Below are 19,971 nucleotides of genomic sequence, written 5' to 3' on the forward strand. Positions count from 1 at the left end.
TTTTTTAATTCGATTAGCCCCATTGTTTTAAAAATGGTGCTGTAAATGTCTAACCAGTTTTAAAATTTAAAATAGTTGCTTAATTTAATTAAATCCAAAGATATTGTTCAATAGCATCAAAAATAATATGATTTTCCTTATCTCTTATCAACAACTTTCACGCGGACACCTTCGCTGTGTGCAGTAAATTCAGGCGCATACATACACTGAATGCTTGTAATCCCGTTCCCGAAATCTCCGTCGTGGGTTACAAACATGGCATATTCAAATACGTAGGTTCCTTTGTTCAAACGGCTGAAAAAGAAATTGTTACTGGCATCTTTTGTAGTTTCGTAGTAACCCAGTCCACCCTGCCATTTGTATTCGCTGAGCACATTTACAGGTTCCAGAGCGGAAGCACGCAAATCTTTCATGTGTACATATTCCATATCCCTGTCAGCACGGAGTTCTATCCTGACTTTAATTTTATCTCCAATTTTTAAAACATCTCCTTCATTTACCTGAGTAAGCGCAGGTCCGTTGTCTGTATTCTTTTCTACGAACAGCTTTTTTGAAAGTTTCAAAGGCGTTTCAGCAAAAGTGATTTTATCCATGTCTTCAAAATATTGCCAGTAAACTGCACCCCAGCCAGGCAAACCGGATGGAGCGCTGCTTGTTACATCCACTTTGATATTTCCCATTTCCGGATTTATTTTGTCCCCTTCAATGGTTTTTTTGAAATAACCTGTTCCTGCTTCTTGTTTCTGTTCTGTTGATTTCAGGCTTTTCTCGCCCAAACTAATTGTTGTGACTGTTTCTTCTGAAAGCCATTCGGTACCCTGTAAAAGTAAGGCATAACAGGCTTCGGCGGTAGCTTTCGTACTTTCCCAGCTGTTGGTCTGCTTGTTTTTTAATAGCCAGGTTTTCATGTCATCCACCGTTTTGGCATCATTTTCAATTTCCTGAAAAGCTTCAATCAGCAACGCCTGTCTTTCAATCGGTGCTTCATGCCACCACCAGCCGCGTTGGGCATTTTTCCAGTACATACCCGTTTCTTCATTATTGACAGCTGTTTCTCTGAGCGATTTCAGGATAGCTTCTGGTACATTTTTATCATGAGTCCGATGAAGGGCCAGTGCCGTAAGTCCCTGTAAATATTTGGATTGCGAAACCCATGTCAGTTGGGCACGCTCCCTGAAATATTGATAAGCTTTTTGAGATGCATCGGGTATTCTTTGTTCAGGGAAAAAACTTCTCATGTATAAATACTGAATTATAATGGCGTCAGGGGTATAATTTTTCGAGACAGCTTTACCTTTTAAGAGCAAGTCATAATCTTCTTTTATTCTTTTGTCGAGATAAGGAATTGCCGTTTGCAGAATAGTATTGATCTTATCTTCCTGGCCGTTTTGCAACGCATTTATTTTTTTCAGATGCCCAATTCCGGTTACAATGTATTGTGTCATATACCGGTCATCCGGTCCGCCTTTAAACCAAACAAAACCGCCATTTGCACTTTGCATTTGTTTGAGTTTGTCAAAACTTGCATTTAATTCATTTCCCATACGAACCAGGTCGAAAAGCAAAGCTATGTTCTTTTTTTGCTGTGTTTCTGTTTTTGCAGCCAACACCCATGGCGTTTCTTCCAGCAACACCGATTTCAATTCCTGATTTTTTTGCAGGTTGCTTAGTAACGCTGTCGTATCTTCTGTCCGCCAGGTTTCAAAAACTTTGGCAATACGAGTCGAACGGTTACTTATATATGTGGCGATAGAATTGGCATAATAACGGTTCCAGGTTTGCTCCGCACAATCATATGGATATTCCATTAAATAAGGTAAAGCCTGCACGGCAAACCAGGCAGGATTACTCGTATACTCAACAGTTAGCGATTGACTGCTAAGCGTTTTTGAATTGCCCGAACTCACCAGTTTTTCAAACCTGAAGTTTTTACTTCCATTGCCGCGCATAGCCAATGGCAACGCTTCTGTTACTAAAATTCTGTTGCTAAGCACGGGCAAAATATTTTCTTCGCCATCCGACATGGTTCCGGATTTGGCAATAATCCGCCAGGTTAGCATTTTACTGAATTGAACCGGAACCTGAACCGGGAACTGAACAGATTTGCTCTCTTTTGCTTTTAAACTAAATGTTTGATTAGGAGTTACATTTTTAAAAATAACATCAACCGGTTCGTTGGTTTCCGTATCAAATAATTGAAACGTAACTGTTCCATTCAAATCTCTATCTGTGAGATTCACCACTTTCGCACTGAAGTACATTACATCTCCTTCGCGTAAAAAACGAGGTGGATTGGGTTGTACCATCAGATCCTTTTGGGTAACAATTTCCTTACTGCTGTAACCAAATGCCAAATCTTTAGTATGCGCCAATGCCTGAAATTTCCAGCGTGTTAAAGCTTCTGGCATGGTGAATGAAAATTCTATTTCTCCTTTTTCATTGGTATGTAAATCGGGAATAAAGAATGCAGTTTCGTTGAAGTTTTTCCGAACGGGAATTTCCGCTTTCTTTGAGTAACTTTTTTCTTCTTGTGCAACAGATAAAGACTGTGTTGGAACTAGCATATACTCCGGGGCAGTATTATCAAAAGCTTCTTCATCTTTCTTTTGCTCTCCATAACCAACTACGACAACTTCACTTAAAGCATTCTTATTTTGTTCAAGCATCATTGGGGAAGAAACAGCCATGCTTTTAGCCATTACTCCATTGACACGGCCACTTAGGTGAATAGTTATTCCATGTCTGTCATTAATTCCCACTAGTTCATCATAACTCTTTTCAAATGACTTGAAATCTACAATTTGGGTGTAACTAACGAGTGCCCGATAAAAAGCAAAGTTTTGGTAAAAATTCCAATTCTGCAATCCGGTTTGCGGCGACCAGATATTCGGTTCTGTCCATTGATGTTTGTAAAACTGATCCAGGGAAGCATCATACATACTTGCAAGCATTTCTGCGGTTACTTTTTCCTTTTTATAACCGGTAATTTTTACCTTCCATTTCTCCTGGCTGCCTGGCAATGTTTTATCCCGAAAAGTGGCGTATTCAATATGCAGGTCTTTATTTGTCCACGGAACCTGAATGGTTTCGCTGTAATTATAAATTCTGTTGTGTTTGACAAACAGATAATCTGTCTGATAACCGCCCCGATCTGCTTCGTCCGCAGAAAAATCGAAAATTCGTTTTTGGTTATTTAATGGAAAAAATGAAAAAGGCTTATTTTTATTAATTGATTTTTGGGTTGAACTATTGATCACAAATATATTATCTGCAGAACTGGCGATTTCTATTGTTGTTTTTTCGCCGGGTTCTATCGGTTTGCTTTCCTTTGTCCACAGATATTGCGGCCTGTTTGTTTTATTACTGTTTGGGTCGGTCAGTTCGATGTATTTGATATCTTTAATTTCTTCATTTGTTTCATCTTTGGTACTGATCTCAATTTTATAAAATCCCGGCTGAAATCTGGTTTCTGAAATTTCAAATTTCTGACCGGACGACAGTTTTTGTGTTTTTTCTAATATTAAACCGTTTTCCGCCCAGTTTTCCCATTCCGTTTCCTGGTCGTATTCATCATAAGGAAAATGGTTAATATATTCTGATTTGGACATGACAAACAGATCCGGGCGTTCCCAGTATCGCTTTCTGATCAGCCGGTTTTCAGGCAAAAGCCGTACAATTTTTACCTCCACTTCTGACGTGTTAAACTGTCCGTTCATGTTTTCTACACGAATATTCAGGTTTTTCAGACTATCAGCGGCTATCTTTTCAGGAATATTTACTTTTAGTAACAATGATTTATAACCAATAGAAACCAATGTTTCCCCACTTCTGGTTTCGCCGTTGCTATCGGTAACATCAGTGTAAATGGTATAATCAAAAACCGGTTCCAGTTTCCGGTCAATTTTGCGGTCAGGAATGGCTTCAAATGTTACTGAGAATTTGCCGGAAGCATCAGTAACAGTTTCGCCATGCGTAATTTCCATTGGCGTTGTGCGCGGAAACCACCAGCGTTTAGACAACCACGGATAAACAAAACGCGGATTACGAACGACACGATAAGTTACTTTGGCACCATCAATCACATTTCCGGCATAAGCCGTAGCAGATCCGGTGACTTTAATGGTATCATTGATTTTATAGGAATTTTTCAGCGTATCAAATTCAACAGAAAATTTCGGCCTTTTATATTCTTCAACATAAAAATCTACCGTAAACTCATCGTCGGCTTCAATGTGAAAATGTCCGTTCAATAGATTTTGAGGTAGTTTGAAAGAACCCGAAAAGCTTCCGTAATCATTCACCGTTTTGGTGGTTTTTTCTACCAATTCATTATTTTTATTAAACAGTACTACGTCTATTTCCTTTTTCTGGTCTGTTAAAATTTCATTGCCTTTTCTTGCAATTCCTTTATAATAAACCGTTTGTCCCGGCCTGTACAAACTCCGGTCCGTAAACAGATATATTGCTTCAACCGGCTCATCATCTTCCTGGTAATTGTAATAATTTGTATACAGAGGATCTTGTAAAAACAACCGATCTTTCTCGTATGTGATTTCGAGCAAGTCATTAGTTTGACGGTTCAAATCTGATTTAATCTCATGCTGTCTGTGAAAATATCCATGAGTATCAGTGACGAAAAGCGGCCCTTTTTGTTTTCTGCTGATTCGCGTTGAATAATCATAATTGCTATTCCAGATTCTGACATTTGCCTTTGCAAGAGGTTGTCCTGTATCGCGGTTTAGAATAAAAAAATCGTCCTCTTTCTGTACAAAACCGATGTTGGAAACATACAATAGCCGCGCCCCGATATTTGATTTTTTGCCATTAAATTCTGTCTCTGCGGAAGCAAGGACAATATATTCCCCAATTGGCAGTGCATCCACTTTTATTTCCGCACTGTGTTGCTGGTGATCTTTGGTATCCGGTAATGCCTGTTCCCAGCTTCTGACTGATGTTGCGCTTGTCAGTAATTGCAAAGTTTCAGTTGTAAGGCCTTTATTCAAAGTAGTCTTCAAATCGTTAGTAGCGCTGATAAGCTTTAAATGCAGCTTATCAAAATTCCTGTATGTAACCAGCATCCGAAACGGTTTTTCCGGGACATTTACGTTTTCAGTTGAAAATTGCAGGCTTTTCTGGCGAATGGTAGCTAATAGATTGTAAGCGTTTATTCCACCTTCAGTAGCCGGATTTTGGGCTATTATTTTTTCACAGATTTCAACCGCTTTTACTTTCTCAAAACGATTCGTTGTATCCTGGTTTGCATTAAACTGATTACCTCTTTCATGATACCAATTGGCCGTCAGATACCAAGCTTGTGCTGCCGAAGGTGTATTTTGATATTGATTTGCAATATGATTGATAGCCTGGAAATATAATTCACCGTTATCCGGATGTACAGATTTTTCCTTCACATATTGAAGCCGTTTTAGGTCAGTGTCAATCAATGCATCGGGTTGCATATCACTGATATGAAATGCAATGAGCTTCTGATACAAAATCAGCGTAAAATATTCAAGAGAGGCTGTGTCTTTGGTTTCAAACTTTCGGTGAATAAAATCTGCTGCCGGATCAAATGCCGAAGCACTGTTGATTTCAAATGCATAAGATGGCTTTTTGATATTCCTTTCGTCTGATGAAAAATACCGCAATGCTTCATGGGCCAGCAGGTCGTATAAAGTTGGGCGGAGTTTACGGGTGTTGCCTTTGGTGATGATCGCATCAAAAGATTCCAGTGAAGTCTGTTTTAATTTTTTCTCCTGATCAACCGATTGCAGATATAATTCGGAGATTTTGGTATGAAAGTCTTCTATAGTCCAGGTTTTAATATCAGTCTTTTTAAATCCAGCGGTCGCTGTCCGGTCATAAAGCTGCCAGCGAACGGTTTGATAATACTGATAATATTTTTTTGCAAGCAGACTGGTCAATATGGATTTAACCGGTTCCTGGTTTTCTGAAATTTCTTTTTCGAGCTCCTCAATTGATAAAACAGCTGCATTTTCCTGATTCTCGCTTTGCAGGTCTATCATGTATATAACTGCTTTGATCAATTGTGCTTCCTGTTTTTCTGTCTTTGCAAGTTCATATATTTTTTTTACTTCTTTTCGCGCTGACTCCGGAAGCCCTTTTTTTATGGCGTCTTCAGCAACTTTCCATCGACTATCATAAGTTTTAATCCGGGTTTGACCAGCAGCATCCATAGGTAAAAAGCTAAAAAAAAGGACAATGAAACAGAAAAAAATCAATGTGGAGAGTTTCATGAAAATGGAGGCGAAGAATGTGGGTATTGATAGTAAATCTGTAAATATTACAAAAAAACGCATAATAAACGCTATTGTAACTGATGAACCATATTTTGTAGTATATGGATTAACGTTTTTCTATTAACCTGCGAAACGGGAATCAGAGAATTGGAAAAGTAAAAAATTAACCCATTGCCGCTTTGTACAATATGAACTATCTTTAAATAGCTCTTTTAGAGAAATGTAATTAATACAAATAGAAATAGAACAGAATTTAGTTTTAAAATTTATGCGTACAGTATTGTTGATTGGGGTAGTAATAATTGCGATGGTAATTGGAAAACTTTTCATTTTTTCCAAGCCGGTTTCTGATAAACCAGAAGGTGGAAAAGGCGGAAACGGAAAAAATAAAAATGTGAAGTCCGGTACAGGAATTCCTGTGAACGTATTTATTGTTGGCAGAGAATCCATTGATAACCAGATTTTTGCGTCCGGAACTGTAATACCCAATGAAGAGGTAAATTTAATGGCAGAGATTTCAGGGCGTTTGATCAAACTGGATATCCAGGAAGGCGCCTATGTTCAGAAAGGACAGCTTATTGCCAAAATTAATGACCGGGAATTAAAAGCTCAGTTACAAAAAATAGACTACAATCAGGAGCTGGCCCAGAAGATAGAAGCGCGCCAAAAAAAGCTGTTGAATGTGGAAGCAATTAATCTGGAAGAATATGATGTTACCACCAATAACATCCGTGTGCTTGATGCTGACAAAGAGGTGATAAAATCACAGTTGGAAAAAACAGAGATCAGGGCGCCTTTCAGTGGGAAAATCGGGCTTAAAAACATTAGTGAAGGTGCCTATGTTGCACCCGGTACACCGATCGTGACGGTTGTACAAAGTAATCCGGTTAAAATAGATTTTGCAGTACCTGAAAAATACGCACCGAATATCAAAAATGGGAATGTAGTTAAATTCAGTCTGGATGGCGACCCGTCTACCTACCATGCAAAAGTCATTGCCATAGACCCGAAAGTAGATGAAAACCTGCGGACATTACGGGTAAGAGCTATTGCCAATAATCCTGCAGGACGTTTCGTGCCGGGTATGTTTGTAAAAATCATGGCGGATCTGGAAGCGAATAAAACGGCCATGATGATACCGACAGAAGCTATTGTACCGGTATTGAAGGGTAAAAAAGTATATGTGGTTAAAAACGGTAAAGCACAGGAAGTGATGGTTACAACCGGTGTAAGAACAGATACAAAAATACAGGTAATGGACGGACTCCAGCCAGGCGATTCTTTGATTACATCGGGTATTATAGCGCTTAAAGCAAATACAGCTGTAAAAGTGAATTAATACTGTTCACTTTTAACTCCTTAACTTTTGACCCAATAATTTCTTACTCATGAGTATTTCAACGCTCTCTATCAAACGTCCGGTCCTGGCAATTGTGATGAACCTTCTCATCATTCTGTTCGGATTTCTGGGATATAAATTTTTGGGAATGAGAGAATTCCCTTCTATTGATCCGCCTGTTGTATCCATTCGTACGAGTTACACTGGTGCCAATGCGGATATTATCGAATCCCAAATAACGGAACCGCTCGAAAAACAGCTTAACAGTATTGAGGGAATAAGATCCATTAATTCTACAAGCAGCCAGGGAACCAGCCAGATTACGGTTGAATTTGATATTGGTGTGGATATGGAACGTGCAGCAAATGATGTGCGTGACAAAGTAGGTGCTGCTTCCAGGACTTTGCCTTTGGATATTGACGGCCCTCCTGTTGTAAGTAAAGCGGATGCAAATTCAGAACCGATTATTGTATTGACTTTTAAAAGTGATACGCGGTCTCATCTCGAAGTAAGTGATTATGCAGAAAATGTAATCGCCCAGAGGTTACAAACGATTGAAGGCGTAAGTGAAATCCGGATATTCGGCCAGAAAAAATACGCGATGAGGATCTGGATGGACCCGATTAAAATGGCTTCGCTCGGTATTACGACACAAGATGTAAAAACTGCACTGGACAAAGAAAATGTAGAATTACCAAGCGGAAAACTGGCAGGCGATAATACCGAGCTTACTGTAAAAACAGTGGGAAGGTTCAGGACAGAAAATGATTTTAATGAACTGATCGTAAAAAATTCCATAACCCAGACCATACATTTAAAAGATATTGGTTTTGCGCAATTGGGTCCGGAAAACGAGGAAACTTTGCTCAGATTGGATAACGTACCAATGATCGGTTTAGCCATTTCTCCCATGCCGGGTGCCAATTATCTCAACATTGCGGAGGAAGTGAACAAGCGAATGGCGGAAATTAAAAAAGAACTGCCCAAAGATTACGAGCTGGACACGCTGATTGATAATACCATTTTTGTTGAGCGTTCAATTGAGGAAGTAGGGGAGACGTTACTGATTTCGATCGTACTGGTTGTATTGATCATTTATTTGTTTTTCCGCGACTGGCTGATTGCATTCCGTCCACTGATCGACATTCCCGTTTCCCTGATCGGGACTTTCTTCGTGATGTACATCATGGGTTTTTCTATCAATGTATTAACGCTGCTTGCCATTGTACTTGCAACTGGCTTGGTGGTGGATGATGGTATTGTGGTTACGGAGAATATTTTCAAAAAGATTGAGCAGGGAATGAAGCCGGTTGAAGCAGCTATCAAAGGTGCGAACGAAATTATTTTCGCAGTTATTTCGACTTCTATTACGCTTGCTTCGGTGTTTCTTCCTGTGATTTTTATGCAGGGATTTGTCGGGAAACTCTTCAGGGAATTTGGTATTGTGATATCAGCCGCGGTACTTATTTCTGCGTTTGTTTCTCTTACACTTACACCCATGCTGAACGCTTATCTGGTTCGCAAAAACCCTAAGAAAAGCTGGTTCTATGAAAAAACAGAACCTTTCTTTGAACGGATTACTGAGAATTATGGAACTGCGCTGGATAAATTCTTGAAAATGAGATGGGTTGCCATTCCATTGGTTGGTTTAACATTGGGAATGATTTATTTCTTTGGTAAAGATCTGCAATCCGAACTCGCACCTCTGGACGATCGGAACTGGTTTCGTATCAATATGACTGCTCCCGAGGGCTCTTCCTTTGAATTTACCGACAGATATGTACAAAATGTGGGGCAGATGCTGATGGATTCCATGCCTGGAAAAAAAGGTTTGATGCTCATTACCTCGCCGGGTAATTCGGGCTTGGGTGCTGCTAATACCGGCAGTGGCCGGATTGCTTTGGTGGATAAAAAAGATAGAAAAGAATCTCAACAGGAAATTGCTGATTATATCAATCAAAAGCTAAAACAAATGCCTGATGCCAAGTCTTTTGTGGTTCAGCAACAAACTATTTCAGTGGATTCACGCGGAGGATTGCCGATTCAGTATATTATCCAGGCACCCGATTTTGAAAAATTACGTGAATACCTTCCCCGGTTTATGGAAGAGGTTTCCAACGATCCGACTTTTGCTATCAATGATGTCAATTTAAAGTTCAGTAAACCGGAATTACAAATTACGATTGACCGGGAAAAAGCAAAATCGCTGGGTGTATCGGTACAGGATGTAGCACAAACCATGCAGCTCGCATTTGCAGGGCAGCGTTTTGGCTATTTTACAATGAACGGACGTCAATATCAGGTCATAGGGCAGTACGACCGAATCAACCGGGATGAACCACTGGATTTGAAAAGCATGTTCGTCCGGACAAGCAACGGAAGTCTGGTACAGCTTGATAATATTGTAAAAGCTGAGGAAGAAAGCAGTCCGCCGCAACTTTTCCACAACAACCGCTACATGAGCGCTACGGTTCAGGCTGCTTTGGCACCAGGCAAAACCATAGGAGACGGTATAGCGGCTATGGACAAAATCAGGGACAGATTAAAAGATGAATCCATTCAAACTGCTTTGGGCGGCTCGTCAAGGGATTTTGCAGAAAGTTCTTCTAACACGATGTTTTCATTTTTCCTCGCATTATTGCTGATTTACTTCATTCTGGCAGCACAGTTTGAAAGTTTTGTGGATCCGTTTATTATCATGATCACGGTTCCTTTGGCAATTGGTGGTGCTGTATTTTCATTATGGTTTTTTGATCAGACACTTAATATTTTCAGTCAGATCGGAATGATCATGCTGATTGGCCTTGTAACTAAAAACGGGATATTAATTGTAGAGTTTGCAAATCAGTTACGAGAGAAAGGATTAGGAATACAAGAAGCGGTCCTGGAAGCTGCGACTTTGCGGTTTCGCCCTATTTTAATGACCAGCCTTGCAACAATCCTTGGTGCATTACCAATTGCAATGGCATTAGGATCAGCAGGTAGAAGCCGTATGTCGATGGGAATTGTGATTATGGGTGGTTTGCTTTTCTCACTTGTTTTGACACTATATGTGATCCCTGCGATGTATACTTTTCTTTCACGTCCAAAGAATTTTGATAAAATGAAGATGATTGACAGGATTGCGCGGGAGAGTGAATTGGAGGAAGAAGCACACGTTTAAAAGTCAATTGCCATAAATATCAATAGCCCGAAGCTGAAACTCCGGGCTATTGATATTTATGGCAATTGACTTGTTTAAGCTTCTATCAAAATATTTTTATTCATTGCCAATGATTCCGTTCCCATACTTCTCAGCATTCTTACATGCGAACCTAATGCATTGATAAAGTCTGATTTGGCATTATAGTCCAGGCCAAATTCCTGTGCTGTTGCTTTCACAATTGGTGACAAAGCATGATAATGGATATGTGAAATTGATGGAAATAAATGATGTTCTATCTGGTAATCCAATCCGCCAATATACCAGGATAAAATACGATTCTTGCCTGCAAAATTTGAGGTGGTTTGTAATTGATGTACAGCCCATGCATTTTCAATACTCCCGGAATTATCCGGTTCAGGCTGATCAACTCCTTCTACTACATGCGCCATTTGAAAAACGGTACTCAATATAATTCCTGCGGTACAATGCATGGCCATAAATCCAAGAAACCACTGCCCGAATGTCAGGGAAGTGAAACAGAGCGGAACGACACAAATAAAAGCAACATAGGCAAGTTTACTAACAATCAATCTGATAAGTTCATTTCTTGGGAAAGGTTTGGTCAGCCCGGATTTTGACATTTTATTAAACAAAGAGATTTCCTTGAAGTCTTTCCAAAGAAAAGAAATAGTCATCAGGCTATACAGGAAAAAAGCATATATGTGCTGAAAGCGGTGGATGCTTTTCTTCTTTTCCTGAAATGATAAGCGAAGTAGAAATTTTCCTGTAATATCTTCATCTACCTCATGAATATTTGTGTAAGTATGATGAAGCCTGTTATGCTGTACTTCCCAATTGTAAGCATTACCGCCTAGAAGATAGATAGAAGCACCAAAAAATTTGTTTAAAGCATTGGAATTGGCCAAAGAACCATGAATAGCATCGTGCATTACCGACATGCCCACACCTGCCACACCAAGCCCCATAACAATTGCCAGACCTAGCATTGCCAGATTAGAAAAATAACCTGACATGATTAAAATATAAGGAACCATATACAGGCTAAGCATGAATAAAGCTTTGTATATAATTTTTGATCCGCCTGATTTACTGATGTTATTAACAGAGAAGTATTGGTCTACACGCTGTCGTAGAGTTGGGAAAAAAGAGCTTTTTCCCAGGTTTGTAAATTTAATCTTTTGGTATTGCATAAAGCAGAAATAGATGATGAAGCCATAAAGAAGATTCTCTTCCTTCAACTCCTATTGAACGGTGTTTAGTTAGATTTATTTGCTAAAAATAAATATAATTTTCTGTGTTTCAGGAAATTATTCCAAATAAATGATGTAACTCCCAATATTATTATGCAAAAATTAAATATAGATACAAAAAATTAGGCTGGCGTATAGCCAGCCCAATTGTATTCCCTAAAATATAACGACTTATTATAAAGTAAATTTAGACTTGATTTGATCAACAAAGTCAAGTTTTTCCCACGTAAACAATTCAACCTCAACGGTTTTCTCTTCGCCATTAGCAGCTTTGAAAGTCTTCGTAACAATTTCATTTTTCCGACCCATATGACCATACGCAGCAGTTTCAGAGTAAATCGGGTTGCGAAGCTTTAAACGCTGCTCGATTGCATACGGGCGCATGTCAAAAATCTCCCCAATTTTCAAAGCAATTTCTCCGTCATGAAGGCCGGTTTTTGAAGTGCCATACGTGTTGATATACAATCCGCAAGGTTCAGCCACACCAATAGCATAAGAGATCTGAACCAATACTTCATCGCAAAGGCCTGATGCAACCATATTTTTAGCAATGTGACGCGTTGCATATGCAGCCGAACGGTCTACTTTGGAAGGATCCTTTCCTGAAAATGCTCCACCACCATGTGCACCTTTACCACCATAAGTATCTACGATAATTTTACGGCCTGTAAGACCTGTATCACCATGAGGTCCACCAATTACAAATTTTCCTGTTGGATTGATATGGTGAGTAATTTCTCCTGTAAATAGTTTTTGCAACTCAGGCGTTAATTTAGCCTTTACACGTGGAAGTACAATGCTGATAATATCTGCTTTGATCTTAGCCAGCATGGTTTCTTCTGAATCGAAATCATCATGTTGTGTGGAAACTACGATAGTGTCTATTCGTAAAGGAACGTTTTCATCACTATATTCAATAGTAACCTGCGACTTTGCATCCGGACGAAGATAAGGAATCAGATTAGGTTCATTATTCCGAATGTAAGACATTTCCTGAAGGATTTTGTGTGCCAAATCCAAAGCAAGAGGCATGTAATTTTCAGTTTCGCGTGTGGCGTAACCAAACATCATTCCCTGATCTCCTGCTCCCTGCGCATTTGCTTTATCTTCAAAACTTTCAGAAACTACTGCACGGTCAACACCCTGGTTAATGTCCTCACTTTGATCATGGATCGCAGAAAGTATACCGCAGGAATTGGCTTCAAACATATATTCACTTTTCGTGTAACCAATTTTTCTGATTACTTCGCGGGTAATTTTTTGAACATCCAGATAGGTATTGGTTTTCACCTCTCCGGCCAAAACAACCTGGCCTGTAGTTACCAGCGTTTCACATGCAACTTTACTATTTGTATCCCAGGCTAAAAAATTGTCAATCAAAGCATCGGAAATCTGATCTGCTACTTTATCGGGATGTCCTTCAGAAACGGACTCCGAGGTGAATAAATATGGCATAAAACTTACTTATTTTGGATGTAGTACTTAGTGTGAATGTTTTTTGAAGTCTAAATATCAGATTGCAAAATTGAACTTTTTTAAGAGATTAACCAAATTTCAAGTTTGAAAAATTAGGTAGATCTTTTGACAATTAAGTGAAAGAAAAATCTACGAAAAACAAAAAGCCCCGTCTATTAATGTCAGACAAGGCTTTCTGTTATTTATAAAAAAGAAAAGATCATTTGATAGGGACATTTACATGACGTTCTGCATGATAGCTTGAGCGGACTAACGGGCCTGATTCAACATATTTTAGACCACGTTTCAAACCCTCTTCTCTATAGTTGTCAAACATTTCAGGAGTGATCCATTCAATTACTTCGTGATGCATTTTGGTTGGCTGTAAATATTGGCCAAGCGTAAGAATATGGAGCCCGTTTTCAGCAAGATCGTCCATTGCTGTGTATACTTCATCCTGAGTTTCTCCTAATCCAAGCATAATACCTGATTTGGTACGCTGCCCGAACTCGTTGGTCCTTTTAATCTGTTCCAGACTGCGGGCATATTTAGCCTGAGGACGAACCGAACGATATAAACGTTCAACCGTTTCCATGTTGTGCGAAACAACCTCCTGGCCAGCTTCGATCATATGGATCAATGCGTCCCAATTATTTTTTACATCCGGAATTAATGTTTCTATTGTCGTTTCGGGCGTATTTTCTTTTACCTGCCTTACTGTCTGATACCAGATTTCAGCACCTCTGTCTTTCAGTTCATCCCTGTTAACCGATGTAAGAACAGCATGTTTTACCTGCATTAGTTTAATAGCTTCTGCTACACGCCGCGGTTCATCAGTATCATATTCGTTAGGGCGGCCGGTTGCTACTGCACAAAAACTATAGCTTCTTGTACATACATTTCCTAGTATCATAAAGGTTGCTGTTCCTGCTCCCCAGCATTCACCCATATTAGGACAATTTCCACTCTCGCAAATAGTATGCAGTTTATAATTATCAACCAACTGACGCACTTTACGGAATTCTGGGCCTGCAGGAAGTTTTACTCTAAGCCAGTCGGGTCTTTTTTTGCGCTCTGATGTAATAACTGGTAATTCAATCATAATTTAATTTATATCGCTGACAGTCAACTTTATTTATTTTTGATTGTCGGTTAATAACTTTTGTGTTTATCTTTTTTTGCTTCCGAAATAAAGCGTGATGTAGCCGGATGAATAAAAACTACGGTTTTCAGAATAAGCCATGATCTGAACCTGTCGCGTAAATGCTTCTGCGATAAATCCAACCTCTACTCCGGTTACGTTATCCCGAAACGCACTTAGCTCAAAACTTACAGCAGTTTTTAAGTGAATGCCCGGTACGATCTTTGTCTGGCCAAAACCCTGGAAAAAGCTTCCCGCTCCAATAGCTCCGTCATAAGGATCTGATCCGCTGGAAGGATCAATTTTAAGTGCCCTTGTTACAACACGTCCATCTGATCCCTGAAACTGAACCATATAAGGTTTTTCAAGACCTAAAGAAGGACCAGCTGCTACAATACCACTAATAGAAATCCCTTCATCTTCATGCCTGTTAAATAAGGTAATTTCCCGCCCGTACTCCGGCCTGAGCACAAATAAATAATTTCTTTTACCATAAACAAACCGTGCACCGGTAACAAAATCCTGTTGGGAAATTTCTTTTGGATGTTTCACATTAACCAATTCAAGAGCCAGGTACTGATATTGGTTCTTGCCAAAGAGCTTGGAAGAAAGTGCAGAAGATCGTCTGAATACGGCGCCTCCTAAAATCCCTGAATTGGTATTTGTGGTAATTCCGCCAGAGGTGAAGGTTTTATAAGTATCTTCACTTTCCTCAAGGACCTTCGCACGTCGCTGGGCATACATATCTGTCGACATAACGACAAGAATAGAGGCGAAAAGTAAAAATTTTACACGGATCATAAAACAGGTATATCTCTCGGTGACAACGATCATAATGTGGTATCAACAGTGAATATACTAATTATTAGCTTATCCGTGTTGAGTCCGGTTTCAGTTTAACGGTTTTTTGTACATTTATGTTCTTTAACATTTAAAGAAAATATAAATACACATTGTTTCAATCATTCATTTACAAGTACATATATTTTTTAACGTATGGAACGATTTGAAAATTGAATCATTTTGTATATAAAGTTATCAAACAATTTACGTATTGAGCGAATTTTTGTATCAAATATTTATGGCTGTTTTTCAGGCAGCTATGTATGCAGGAGCCTGGTTTAGCCCCAAAATTAAGCAGGGTATTGAAGGTAGAAAAGAGTTGCTGAAAAAGCTGGAGTTATCCTTGCCAGCTTTGGTTAACGGACGCCAGGTAGCTTGGTTTCATGCAGCCTCCCTTGGTGAATTTGAACAGGGAAGGCCGGTCATGGAAAAATTCAGGATCAGATATCCGGATCATTTTATTCTTCTTACGTTTTTTTCACCATCCGGTTATGAGATCAGGAAAAATTATGGCGGGGCAGATCATATTTGTTATCTTCCAATTGATACGAAAAAAAATGCGATGAGGTTTGTTCAGCTGGTTAAGCCTCAGATCGTATTCTTTATCAAATATGAATTCTGGTTTAACTACCTCCGGGAGCTCAGAGAAAATAACGCATACATACTTTCCTTTTCAACGATTTTTCGGCCGGGACAAGCTTTTTTTAAATCTTACGGTGGATTTTACCGAAAATTGCTTACTTATTTTGATCACATTCTGGTTCAGAATCAAGAATCCCTGGATTTAATGCACCAGATTGGCATCAATAATTGCTCACTTGCGGGTGATTCCCGCTTCGACCGGGTTAGCACAATTGCAGATAATGTAATAGACCTTCCACTGATCGCCCGGTTTCTGGAAGGAAAACCTTGTCTGGTTGCAGGTTCGGTGTGGGAGGCGGACATGCAGGTACTCATTCCAGCTCTTAATGCATTGAAAGAACCCCTGAAAGTCATTATTGCTCCACATGAAATTAAACCGGAAGAAATTGCAACATGGCGGAAAAAGATATCCGGTTCATCTGTTCTCTATTCTGAATACAAGAAAAATACTGACAATCAGCCTTACAATTGTTTGATCATAGATAACATTGGTATGCTTTCTTCACTTTATCGTTATGGCACTGTGGCTTATATCGGTGGATCATTTGGTTCAGGTCTGCACAATATACTGGAAGCGGCTACATTTGGACTGCCAGTTATTTTTGGTAACAAAGGATATCATAAGTTCCAGGAAGCCAAAGATTTAATTCTGGAAGGCGGGGCAGTTGCAGTAGCGGATTCAAATGAAATTACGCAACTGTTAAGTAACTGGAATCACAATCCAGAAATACGCATGGCTATCGGTGATATTAGCAGGAATTATGTGGTTTCCAGAAAAGGTGCCACGGATAAAATTATGCAGGAAACGGAAAAATTATTAGACAGATAACCGAAACCAATAGATGATTTTCCTTTTGATTTCAGTTATCTGTCCATTTATATTTCAAGGGAATTCCTTAACAATCAAATTTTCAAACAGATATGCCTGAGTACCTAATAACCGGGCACTGGCTCCCAGTTTTGAAACATGAATTGATAATGAATTTTTAAAATCTGACAGGCAGTATTTATTAATTGCCTGCTCAATCGGATTGGAGATAAACGGACCTGCTTCCGCTAAAAGTCCTCCAACTATAATGACTTCGGGATTGAAAAGATGGACAGCCGTTGCAAGTCCTTTTCCCAATTCAATTCCTACATTGCTTAACAGATCTATTGAAAATTCATCACCTGCGTGTACTGCTTCAATAATATGTGATGTATCTAACAAATCCAGGTCATTGTTTACAATTTGTGACAGGATAGTTGCTCTTCCGCTTAAAATCTCATCTTTTGCCTGGCGAATTAATGCCATCGCAGAAGTGATCGTATCCAGGCAGCCGATTTTCCCACAATGGCATAATATACCGTCAGGTTTAACCTGAATATGCCCTAATTCACCTGCAAAGCCGGAAGCTCCGTTAAATAATTCTCCATTAATGATAATTCCCAATCCTACGCCCCAGTCAATATTAATAGTCAGGACATGAGATTTTTCCTTGGCATACCCAAAGCGGTGTTCTCCTATTGTGGTTGCTTTGGTATCGTTAAACAGATAGACCGGTAATTTGAAATGCTTACGCAAATGAGCTACCAGCGGCATGCCGTCCGTAGTGAGGTTGAGATAGGTAAGGTTAGTGCCCTGCGAAGAATTGATCAGTCCCGGCATGGTGACACCGATACCCCAAAGGCTGCTATAGTCAATGTTACCCGATTCCAGAAACTCACTGGTGGCTGTAAATAATTCGTTAAGGAAAGAAGAAGAATCGTCGAGCCGGATATTGATTTTACGCTTTACAACAAGCTGGTTATGCAAATCAAAAATGACCAGTTGTGTGTCATGGCGGTTAATATCCATGATCAGCGTTAAGTATTTCTTGGGGTTAAGTCCGTACAATACAGGTGGCCTTCCAGCTCTGGCCGGACCTGTGCCCGATTCGGTGATCCATCCTTCACGTATCAGCTCGTTTACAATACCAGTAGCAGACGGTATACTCGCATGGAACATACGCGCCATTTTATTTATTGACGTATCTCCGGATTGATATAAGTGGAGCAACAGGTTACTTCTGACCCGGTTTTTTTTTATATCTATAACAGAATTTGGCTCCTCAGCAACTAAGTTCATATGGGGGTAGGCAATACAATTAATAACTTATTTATTAATATTTATTAATAATTAGTTAAATGTATAAAAAAAGTTTCAAAAAGACTTTATTAACTAAAAACTTGTTTTCCGGTAAATTTCGGTTTAAAATTCGACAATGAGTAAAAAAATATAAGTGATATCTTAAATTGGGTTTAAGAGTTATGGCGGTGTATAGTTGGTTTCTCGTAAATACCGGTTTCTATACCTTTGTGAAAAACAGCCTTGGCCGAAAACTACTTAATCTGCCTGGATAGTTCAAGCGTTAAATATGATTGCAGCAACCTGCTGATAAACTTCTGTTATATTCGTTTATTGCATAAATATTGATTGAAATAGAGAATGGTATTAGAAAAAGGCCTGGTTCTGCGTTCCACAGGTTCCTGGTATGAAGTGAGGGATGTTCGTGATGGGCACATTTGGCAATGCAGACTAAAAGGTAAATTCAAGAATCTGGGTTTAAAAGTAACCAACCCGCTCGCTGTGGGTGATTATGTGCGTTTTGAAATTGAGAACGAGACGGAAAACTTTGGGATTATTCACGAAATAGTGCCAAGGACAAATTATGTGATCCGTAGCTCTGTCCATAAAACGGCACATGCACATCTTCTGGCTGCAAATGTTGATCAGGCTATACTGATTGCAACACTGGTATTTCCTCGTACTTCTTTAGGTTTTATGGATCGCTTTCTGGTAGCGATCGAATCTTTCCGGATTCCCGGGATCATTGTTTTTAATAAGCAGGATCTGCTGAATGATGCCATGAAAGAATTTCAGGATGAACTGATGGAAATGTATGAAGATATAGGATATCAGTGCCTGGCTATTACGGCTCTGGAGCAGGAAGGGCTGCAGGTTTTTGAAGAATTACTGAAAGGGAAAGTTTCCCTGCTTTCCGGCCATTCCGGTGTTGGTAAGTCCACTCTGGTAAATTCCATTGCTCCCGGCCTCACCATTAAAACCCAGGAAGTTTCCAGTTTTGCAAACAAAGGTGTTCATACGACTACTTTTGCCGAAATGTTTGAGCTGGGAAAAGATACTTTCATTATTGACTCTCCGGGTATAAAGGAATTGGGATTGGCTGATATGAAACCGGAGGAAATAAGTCATTATTTCCCGGAAATGAGAAAGTTGTTAAATCAATGCAGGTTTAATAATTGCCAGCATATTAATGAACCTGGCTGTGCCGTGAAAGACGGTATTAATGCGGGTGAGATTTCTATCAGCCGCTATGAAAGTTACCTGAGTATGGTAGGAGGAGGGGATAACAGGAAATAATGACACGGTCTGAACGGCAGAGCCGGGCTGAACGACATACCCACCAAACCAAAACGGCCAAAAGCATGCTCACAAACGTAGAACACATCGGAATTGCTGTAAAAGATCTTAATTCAGCCGAAGAACTCTACTCAAAACTATTCAATATCCTGCCTTACAAAAGAGAAACAATTCATTCCGAATCTGTTAATACTTCGTTTTTTAAGATCAATCAAACAAAGATAGAGCTACTGGAAGCAACTGATCCAAACAGCGTCATTGCAAAATTTATTGAAAAAAAGGAGAAGGCTTCCACCATATGGCATTTGAAGTCGATGATATAATTTCTGAAATGAGGAGATTAAAAGATGAAGGATTTATACTCTTAAGCGAAACACCTAAACCAGGAGCCGACAATAAGTTGGTATGTTTCCTTCATCCAAAAAGTACCAGTGGAATATTGATTGAATTATGTCAGGAAATAAAGAGCTGA

10 protein-coding genes and 1 pseudogene are annotated in these 19,971 nt (G+C 39.4%); 5 read left to right on the forward strand and 6 right to left on the reverse strand.

Going from position 1 to position 19,971, the window contains the following annotated elements; all coding sequences use genetic code 11:
• Positions 1–137 precede the first annotated feature (137 nt).
• Positions 138–6,197, reverse strand: coding sequence for an alpha-2-macroglobulin (locus KZC02_RS19275; RefSeq protein WP_221390185.1), 6,060 nt, complete (start codon positions 6,195–6,197; stop codon positions 138–140).
• 331 nt (positions 6,198–6,528) lie between these two features.
• On the opposite strand from KZC02_RS19275, the gene KZC02_RS19280 reads away from it, so the two are divergent.
• Both KZC02_RS19280 and KZC02_RS19285 read left to right on the forward strand, forming a co-directional pair.
• Positions 6,529–7,599, forward strand: coding sequence for an efflux RND transporter periplasmic adaptor subunit (locus KZC02_RS19280; protein WP_221390186.1), 1,071 nt, complete (start codon positions 6,529–6,531; stop codon positions 7,597–7,599).
• Between the two features lie 49 nt (positions 7,600–7,648).
• Positions 7,649–10,762: an efflux RND transporter permease subunit gene (locus tag KZC02_RS19285; RefSeq protein ID WP_221390187.1), complete on the forward strand. Its 3,114-nt coding sequence runs from the start codon at positions 7,649–7,651 to the stop codon at positions 10,760–10,762.
• Between the two features lie 74 nt (positions 10,763–10,836).
• On the opposite strand, the gene KZC02_RS19290 is transcribed toward KZC02_RS19285, so the two are convergent.
• The 4 genes from KZC02_RS19290 to KZC02_RS19305 all read right to left on the reverse strand — a co-directional run bounded on the left by KZC02_RS19290 (position 10,837) and on the right by KZC02_RS19305 (position 15,445).
• On the reverse strand, positions 10,837–11,955 hold the full coding sequence (locus KZC02_RS19290) for an acyl-CoA desaturase (RefSeq protein ID WP_221390188.1): 1,119 nt from the start codon (positions 11,953–11,955) through the stop codon (positions 10,837–10,839).
• Between the two features lie 234 nt (positions 11,956–12,189).
• On the reverse strand, positions 12,190–13,470 hold the full coding sequence (gene metK / locus KZC02_RS19295; protein WP_221390189.1) for a methionine adenosyltransferase: 1,281 nt from the start codon (positions 13,468–13,470) through the stop codon (positions 12,190–12,192).
• A gap of 220 nt (positions 13,471–13,690) precedes the next feature.
• Entirely contained in the window at positions 13,691–14,572 is an 882-nt protein-coding gene (gene lipA / locus KZC02_RS19300) for a lipoyl synthase (protein WP_221390190.1), read from the reverse strand.
• A gap of 66 nt (positions 14,573–14,638) precedes the next feature.
• Complete coding sequence (locus KZC02_RS19305) at positions 14,639–15,445, reverse strand: hypothetical protein (RefSeq protein ID WP_229253680.1); 807 nt, start codon at positions 15,443–15,445, stop codon at positions 14,639–14,641.
• 247 nt (positions 15,446–15,692) lie between these two features.
• Here KZC02_RS19305 and KZC02_RS19310 point away from each other — a divergent pair, with 247 nt between their 5' ends.
• On the forward strand, positions 15,693–16,925 hold the full coding sequence (locus KZC02_RS19310) for a 3-deoxy-D-manno-octulosonic acid transferase (protein WP_221390191.1): 1,233 nt from the start codon (positions 15,693–15,695) through the stop codon (positions 16,923–16,925).
• 54 nt (positions 16,926–16,979) lie between these two features.
• On the opposite strand, the gene KZC02_RS19315 is transcribed toward KZC02_RS19310, so the two are convergent.
• Entirely contained in the window at positions 16,980–18,203 is a 1,224-nt protein-coding gene (locus KZC02_RS19315; protein ID WP_221390192.1) for an ROK family transcriptional regulator, read from the reverse strand.
• Positions 18,204–18,563: 360 nt separating this feature from the next.
• Between KZC02_RS19315 and rsgA the strand changes: the two genes are divergently transcribed.
• The gene (rsgA, locus tag KZC02_RS19320; protein WP_221390193.1) at positions 18,564–19,499 is read left to right on the forward strand and encodes a ribosome small subunit-dependent GTPase A; all 936 of its coding nucleotides are present in this window, start codon (positions 18,564–18,566) and stop codon (positions 19,497–19,499) included.
• 65 nt (positions 19,500–19,564) lie between these two features.
• A pseudogene (mce, locus tag KZC02_RS19325) lies at positions 19,565–19,971 on the forward strand (methylmalonyl-CoA epimerase).

The organism is Dyadobacter sp. NIV53 (assembly GCF_019711195.1).
Lineage (GTDB): Bacteria > Bacteroidota > Bacteroidia > Cytophagales > Spirosomataceae > Dyadobacter.

What these genes read in the sequence shown, in the direction of transcription:
- KZC02_RS19280 (WP_221390186.1), top strand. Translation starts at nt 6,529, where the DNA reads ATGCGTACAGTATTGTTGATTGGGGTAGTAATAATTGCGATGGTAATT.
- rsgA (WP_221390193.1), top strand. Translation starts at nt 18,564, where the DNA reads ATGGTATTAGAAAAAGGCCTGGTTCTGCGTTCCACAGGTTCCTGGTAT.
- metK (WP_221390189.1), bottom strand. Translation starts at nt 13,470, where the DNA reads ATGCCATATTTATTCACCTCGGAGTCCGTTTCTGAAGGACATCCCGAT.
- lipA (WP_221390190.1), bottom strand. Translation starts at nt 14,572, where the DNA reads ATGATTGAATTACCAGTTATTACATCAGAGCGCAAAAAAAGACCCGAC.
- KZC02_RS19310 (WP_221390191.1), top strand. Translation starts at nt 15,693, where the DNA reads ATGGCTGTTTTTCAGGCAGCTATGTATGCAGGAGCCTGGTTTAGCCCC.
- KZC02_RS19305 (WP_229253680.1), bottom strand. Translation starts at nt 15,445, where the DNA reads ATGATCGTTGTCACCGAGAGATATACCTGTTTTATGATCCGTGTAAAA.
- KZC02_RS19275 (WP_221390185.1), bottom strand. Translation starts at nt 6,197, where the DNA reads ATGGATGCTGCTGGTCAAACCCGGATTAAAACTTATGATAGTCGATGG.
- KZC02_RS19315 (WP_221390192.1), bottom strand. Translation starts at nt 18,203, where the DNA reads ATGAACTTAGTTGCTGAGGAGCCAAATTCTGTTATAGATATAAAAAAA.
- KZC02_RS19290 (WP_221390188.1), bottom strand. Translation starts at nt 11,955, where the DNA reads ATGCAATACCAAAAGATTAAATTTACAAACCTGGGAAAAAGCTCTTTT.
- KZC02_RS19285 (WP_221390187.1), top strand. Translation starts at nt 7,649, where the DNA reads ATGAGTATTTCAACGCTCTCTATCAAACGTCCGGTCCTGGCAATTGTG.